The organism is Paractinoplanes aksuensis (assembly GCF_024137025.1).
Lineage (GTDB): Bacteria > Actinomycetota > Actinomycetes > Mycobacteriales > Micromonosporaceae > Actinoplanes > Actinoplanes aksuensis.
Window position 1 is genome coordinate 242,580 of sequence record NZ_JAMYJR010000023.1, and the last position, 6,651, is coordinate 249,230.

The 6,651-nt window shown below is 70.6% G+C and carries 5 protein-coding genes; 2 read left to right on the forward strand and 3 right to left on the reverse strand.

The features are described from left to right. The first annotated feature begins 29 nt into the window (after positions 1-29). Entirely contained in the window at positions 30-1,379 is a 1,350-nt protein-coding gene (locus tag M1L60_RS21920) for a HAMP domain-containing sensor histidine kinase (protein WP_253239329.1), read from the forward strand. Here M1L60_RS21920 and M1L60_RS21925 read toward each other — a convergent pair. The 3 genes from M1L60_RS21925 to M1L60_RS21935 all read right to left on the reverse strand — a co-directional run bounded on the left by M1L60_RS21925 (position 1,363) and on the right by M1L60_RS21935 (position 5,714). Beyond that, entirely contained in the window at positions 1,363-3,474 is a 2,112-nt protein-coding gene (locus tag M1L60_RS21925) for an MMPL family transporter (protein WP_253239330.1), read from the reverse strand. The genes M1L60_RS21920 and M1L60_RS21925 overlap by 17 nt on opposite strands. A 105-nt stretch (positions 3,475-3,579) precedes the next feature. Beyond that, complete coding sequence (locus tag M1L60_RS21930; protein ID WP_438862141.1) at positions 3,580-4,668, reverse strand: lysylphosphatidylglycerol synthase transmembrane domain-containing protein; 1,089 nt, start codon at positions 4,666-4,668, stop codon at positions 3,580-3,582. A gap of 2 nt (positions 4,669-4,670) precedes the next feature. Beyond that, positions 4,671-5,714, reverse strand: coding sequence for a hypothetical protein (locus M1L60_RS21935; protein ID WP_253239332.1), 1,044 nt, complete (start codon positions 5,712-5,714; stop codon positions 4,671-4,673). 92 nt (positions 5,715-5,806) lie between these two features. Here M1L60_RS21935 and M1L60_RS21940 point away from each other — a divergent pair, with 92 nt between their 5' ends. Continuing rightward, a complete protein-coding gene (locus M1L60_RS21940; protein ID WP_253239333.1) occupies positions 5,807-6,433 on the forward strand; it encodes a TetR/AcrR family transcriptional regulator in 627 nt (208 codons plus the stop codon). Positions 6,434-6,651: the final 218 nt, after the last annotated feature.

Below are 6,651 nucleotides of genomic sequence, written 5' to 3' on the forward strand. Positions count from 1 at the left end.
GGTGGCGCCGGCAATCCCTGCGGACCCGGATGACGGTGATCGCGGCGACGGCCATCGCGGTCAGCCTGTTCGTCGCTTTCCAGGTGGCCGACGAACTGCTGGGCTCCGAGCTGCGGGACAACGCCGAGAATCAGCTCCGCGCCGACGCCCTCTTCCTGGCGACGTACGCGGAACGCCCCGGCCCGGCCCGGATTCAGCTGCCGCCGTATCCCGGATCCGGTCGGCTGGTGCGGGTCATCGGGCCCGACGGTTCGACCCGGACGCCGGCCGGCCAACCCGCATTGCCTCCCGCCAGCGAGCAGGCCCGGCGGGTCGCGCAGGGCGCGTCAGCGGACCTGATGGAGTCGAAGGACGGCGACGAGGACGGCTACCACATCTACACGCGGCGAACGGGCGACGGCGCGATCCAGGTGGCCCGCGTGGCCGACGACAGCCCGGTCAACCAGTTCGGGTTCGGCCTGCTGGTGATCGGGCTGTTCTGCGTGGCCGGCGGCGCCCTGGTCGGGCGGGCCGTGGCCCGGACCGGGCTGGCTCCGATCGACCGGCTGACCGCGGCCGCGGTCCGGGTCGCGCGTACCCGGGAACTCGACGCCGACATCCCGGACGAGGGCGGCGGGGAGATCCGGCGGCTGGTCCAGGCGATCAACGACATGCTGGCCGCGCTCCGGGACTCGCGCCAGGCCCAGCGGCTGCTCGCCGAGGACGCCGCCCACGAACTCAAGACGCCGCTGACCAGCCTGCGCCTCAACATCGAGCTGCTGGTGCGGCTCGACCGGCGTGGCACCCTCGACACCGCCCTCCCGGCGGAGAGCCGCAGCCGGTTGCTCGACGATCTCGGCGCCCAGGTGGCCGAGTTGAGCCTGCTGGCCGCCGAGCTGACCGACCTGGCCCGCGGTGACGTCAGCGACGAGAGCACCGAGACGCTCGACCTGGCCGACGTCGTGGTGGCCGCCGCGGCCCAGGCGCGTTCCCGCCGGCCCGACCTCGAGGTCGCGCTCGACGTGACCTCGGTGTGGGTGAGCGGGCGGCCCGCCGCACTGCAGCGGGCTGCGCTCAACCTTGTCGACAACGCCGGCAAGTGGTCCCCCGCGGATCAGCCGGTCGAGGTCCGGCTGCGGGCCGAGGGCACGTCGGCGGTGCTCGAGGTCGACGACGCCGGGCCGGGCATCGACGCCGCCGACGTGCCACGGGTGTTCGACCGGTTCTACCGGGCCGACAGCGCCCGGGCGTTGCCGGGATCCGGCCTCGGGCTGTCGATCGTGCAGCGGGTCGTCCAGGCCCACGGCGGCCGGGTCACCGTCGCCCGTTCCGGCCGCGGCGGCGCGCTGCTCCGGGTCGTCCTTCCGATCCCGTCCGCGCGGCTCACCGCCGCACCATGAGCTCTTTGTCGTCGGCGAGCGGCTGTGGCCTCTCCGCCGGCCGGGACAAGCGGCTCGGCCACCACATCCGCCGGCCGATCAGCAGGGTGAGGGCGGGCACCAGCACCGACCGCACCAGCAGGGCGTCGAGCAGCACGCCGAAGGCGACCAGGAACCCGACCTCGATCAGCATCACCAGCGGAAGTGAGACGAGGACCGCGAAGGTGGCGGCCAGAACCAGGCCGGCCGAGGTGATGACGCCGCCGGTGGCCGAGAGGGCTTTGAGCATGCCCTCGCGGGTGCCGAGACGCACAGTCTCCTCCCGGGCCCGGCTGGCCAGGAAGATGTTGTAGTCGACGCCGAGCGCCACCAGGAACAGGAAGGCCAGTAGCGGAACCGAATAGTCGATGCCCTTGAACCCGAGGATGGTCTCGAAGACGAACACGCTGCCGCCGAAGGCCGCGGCGAACGAGACGATCACGGTGGCCATCAGGATCAGCGGGGCCACGATCGCGCGCAGCAGCAGCCCGAGGACGATCAGGACGACGGCGAGCACCAGCGGGATCACCAGCTTCTCGTCGCGGCCGGTGGTCGCCTCGGTGTCGAGGTTCTCCGCGCTCGGCCCGCCGACGATCGCCTCCGCCCCGCTCACCGCGTGCACGGCGGTGCGGACCCGCTTGATGGTGTCGTACTCGGCAAGGGTGTCCGGCGCGTCGGTCGGGAACACGGAGATGTCGGCCCAGCCTTGGACGGTCCGGCCCGGTTCGGCCTGCGCGACGCCGGGAGTGCGCTTGACGACGTCGAGAATCTGTTTCTGGTACGCCGGTCGCGTGTAGATGGTTATCGGCTGGCCGCCGAGCTCCGGAAAGTGCTGGCGCAGAACGGTGAAACCGGTGACCGACTCCGGCGCGGACAAGAACTGGTCCTGCTCCCGCAGGGCACCGGTGTTACCCGCCAGCCCGATGGCGAGTACGCCGAGGACTCCGAACGAACCGAGCGTCGCCACCCACCGGCCGCGGCTGATGGCGGCGCCGAGCCGGCCCCACAGTCCCGGCCGCTCGGTCACCACCGTGCTGAACCGCGGGATGGCCGGCCAGAAGATCCGGCGGCCGAGCACCACGAGCACGGCCGGGAACAGGGTCAGCATGGCCACCAGCGCACACAGGATGCCGGCCGCGCCGATCGGACCGAGCCCGCTGATGCTGTTCAGGTCCGCGACCAGCAGGCAGAGCAGACCGGCGATCACGGTGGCCGCGGACGCGACGATGGCCGGCGCCGCGCCGCGCAGCGCGTGCACCATCGCGACCCGGACGTTCTCGTGGTGGTGCAGCGCCTCCCGATAGCGGGCGATGAGCAACAGCGCGTAGTCCGTGCCGACGCCGAACACCAGGATCGTCAGCAGCGCCGAGTTCTGGTTGTCGACCACGATGCCGAAGCCCTTGACGAGCAGGTAGACGGTCGCCATCGACGTCAGGGCGGCCACGCCCACGACCACCAGCGGGACGAACCACAACACCGGGCTGCGGTAGGTGAGGACGAGCAGGACCGTGACCACGATGACCGTGGTGAGGAAGACCTGCAGGTCGATGCCGTCGAAGACGGCGTCCAGGTCGCCGTCGACAGCGGCCGGGCCGGTCACCGCGAGTTCCAGGCCGGTGGGCCGGTCCTTCGCGGCGTCCCGCAACGGGCCGACGAGCTCCTCCGGCGGGCCGTAGGTCGTGCTCAGGTCGAGAGTGAACATCATCGCCTGGCCGTTGGTGGACGGCCTGATCGAGGGACCGTCGTCATCCTCTTCGCCGGCCGTCCCCGTCGTCGGCGGGTACCGCTTGGCCAGGGTGTCGTAGTGGCGTTCGACGGTGGCGCGGTCGGCGTAGGTCAAGCCGCCGGCCCGGTGGTACACGAAGACGAACGTGTTGTCCTCCGCGCCGGGAAGACTCTCCTCCAGCATCGCCACCTTGGTTGACTCGGCACTGGCGGGCAGGGCGTCCACGGCTTTGTCGGTGGTGACCGAGCTCAACTTTCCGCTCAACGGCACCATCACCGCCGCCAGAGTCATCCACAAGCCGATCACCAACCACGGCACCCACCGGCCGGGCGGCTTCACGTTGCTTGACATCAATGGCCTCCTACATCGCTCGTCCGAGGCCGATTTCGTACCGAGCGAATCTGAGACGATCGTTAATCCGGTGCTCAGGCACGCCTCAGGAAGACCGCGGGGCCGTCACATCGTCGGTGTCACCGTGACCGGGTGGCGGCGCCGGATGAGGAGCCAAGTGATCCAGCCCGCGCCGATGATGAAGCCGAAGCTGATGATGCGATAGAGGACGACCGCGGCGATCGCTGTCGCGGGGTTGATGCCACCGCCGATCAGGCCGAGTGTCAGGGCGCTGTCGATCACGCCGAGTCCACCCGGGACGATGGTGATCGTTCCGGCCGCCATGGCGGCGCAGAAGGCCAGCAGGACCTGGTTGGCGCCGATCGGCTCGTCGGTGACCGCTCGCAGGCACACCCAGAGACACAGGGCGTCGAGGGCCCAGTTCAGGATCGCGAAGGTGGCCGCCGCGGCGCCGTTGCACGGGGTGAGCCGGGCCGCGCCCAGTTGTCCGACGACCTCCCGGACCTGGGCGAAGCCGTCGTCGGCCGGGCGGCGCCGCCAACGGTTGATGCGGGCCAGCACCCACCGCACCGGTGGGTGCACGATGCCGGGCCGGCGGTTCACGAGCCGGACGCCGTAAATGACGAGACCGATGGTGACGGCCAGGCCAACGAGGCCGTACCACTGGGGACGCTGTGCCGAGGCGAGTGCCCCCAGCGCAGTGACCAGCGCGAGGGCTGCGGTCGACAGGATGCCGGAGAGCGCGATGCACCATGCCGCGACGGCGGGGGTGGCCCCGAAGCGCCGCATCTGCTGGTAGTTGAACCGGGTGGAGAACGCGGGACCACCCGGCAGCGTCTCGTTGAGAGAATGGGCGGCGTAGGCGACGGCGACGTTGCGGTAGGCCCGCACCCGAAGGCCGGCCGAGCGAAGCAAGAACTGCTGCATTCGGCCGTACGCCGCCATGGCGACCACTTCGGCCGCGAGCGCGACGACGAGCCAGCCGGGGCGGGGAGCGCTCAGGTGGGACATCGCGGCGGCCAGGGCGGGCCACCCGATCACGAGCTCCACCGCGAACAGGCTGATCAGTGCGGCCAGGGCGATCGGCCGAACCCACCTCCGCGTGCGCCGTGAGCGAGCGGGTGGCCCGGCGTCCTCGGTTTGGCGGCGGCCGGAAGCCGGGAAAGCCGGGCTCCGGTCGCCGATCAGCACCACGGTCAGACCGTGGCCGGTACGGTCGGCTGGGCCGTCGCGCCCGCCCGGGCCGTGCCGCGGGCGGATGTCCGGCGAGCGCGCAGACCGCCGGCCAGGCACAACACGACGCCGAGGGCGAGCCAGCAACTCAGCACGACGATCGGATGAGCGGCACCGTGACCGTCGAAGAAGGCGGTGGAGCGCAGCAGCTGGTTGCCGGCGCCGGGCGGCAGCAACTGACCGAGGGCTCCGGACCAGCCGGGCAGCATCTCGGGGGCGGAGGCGCTGCCCGAGAACGGATTGCCGACCAGCATCATGAGCACCCCACCGACACCGAATCCGGCGTAGCCGAACAACGACTCCAAGCCGAGCAGAGTCATCGAGATGGCGCCGATGCTGAGCGCCACGACGCCGGCGTCGGCGAGGTAGGAGCCGCCGATCGAGCCGAACCAGAACTGCAGGATCGCAGTCAGGGCGAACCCGGCCACGACCGCGAACCCGAGCGCCCCGGCGATCCGGCGGCTGGTGCCGCCGAGCAGGTTGGTGAGCAGCACTGCGGCCAGAAGACCACCCATGACCAGCGGCAGAGCACCGGCGGCGAGCCCGGCCCCGCGTGGGTCGTCAGCGGGCAGCGCGACGACGTCACGGATGGCCACGGCCGGGGTGCTCCCTTGGTCTTGCGCTTGGCCGAGAGCAGTCCCGACGCCTTGCAGGGTCTGGGCAACCGTGGCGCTGGCAGCGGTAGCGGTCAGGACCTGCGGGCGACCGGTGCTGACGTCGATCGCGCCGTAGACCTCCCGGTCCCGGATCAACCGCTCGGCCGCGGCCACGTTGTCGACCGTGGTGATGTCGAACGCGTCCGGCATCCGCTGCTCGAGGGCGGCGGTGACCTGTGCCGTCGCGGCGGCCGGGCCGGCGACAGCGATCGGCACGTGATGGACCGAGGACCGCACCGACGGCCAGGCGAACGCGGTCAGCAGGACGCTGACGATCACGGTGAGCAGGCCGATCGCCGCCACCACCTTTGACCAAGGTGAAGGCGCGGTCGGTTCAGCCTGGACGGACATCGGGGTCTCCTTAAAAGAACGGACGCTCGTTTTTATAGTGCGGACTGCGCGCCCGCTTGTCAAGAACGAACGTTCGCTTTTAACATTGGCGCATGCCACGCGTCTCCGAACAGCACCGAGCCGACCGTCGCGCCGAAATCCTGGCGGCGGCCGCCCGGCTCTTCGCGGCCAACGGCTTCCACGCCACCTCGATGGCCGACATCATCGGCGAGGCCGACGTCTCAGCCGGGGCGGTCTACGGGTATTTCCGCAGCAAGGAAGACTTGATCGCAGCCGTGGCGGAGACCGCCCTCTCAGCCGCGGACGAAGTGTTCGGGGAACTGCTGGCCGACAACGCGGCACCCGCCCCGGCCCACGCCGTCGCGGTGCTGATCGAGGCCATCACCACTCGCCTCATGCACGAGCCCGAAACCGGCGTGGACTTCACCCGCATCGGCGTGCAGGTGTGGGCCGAAGCGCTGCGAAACCCCGCCCTGGCCGCCCGGGCCGACGCCGTCTACCTTCGCCTCAGAGGCAACTGCGCCGAGGTAGCCCGCCGCCGCCAACAAGCCGGCCTACTCCCCGCCGACACCGACCCCGACCACGTAGGCGCCGCCATGCTGGGCCTGGTCCAGGGCTTCGTCCTACAACACCTACTGATCAGCGGAACCACCCCCACCGCCTACACAGCCGGCATAAACGCCCTCTTCCCCACCCCAACCCCAACCCCAACTCCCTGACCAAGACTCCCGCACCAGCACCCCATAGCCACAAGACCAAACCCAGCAAGGAAAGCAACAGAGGAAGCACAAAACGGACGCGGGCGACTTCCAGCCCAGCCCCCACCTACGGCAAGAGTGACAGAGGGGGCAGAGGAGCGCGGGCGATGATGTGGCGAAGCCACTTCCAACCCAACCCGAAGCCAACGGCGAAAGCCGCAGAGAAGCACGGGCGACAA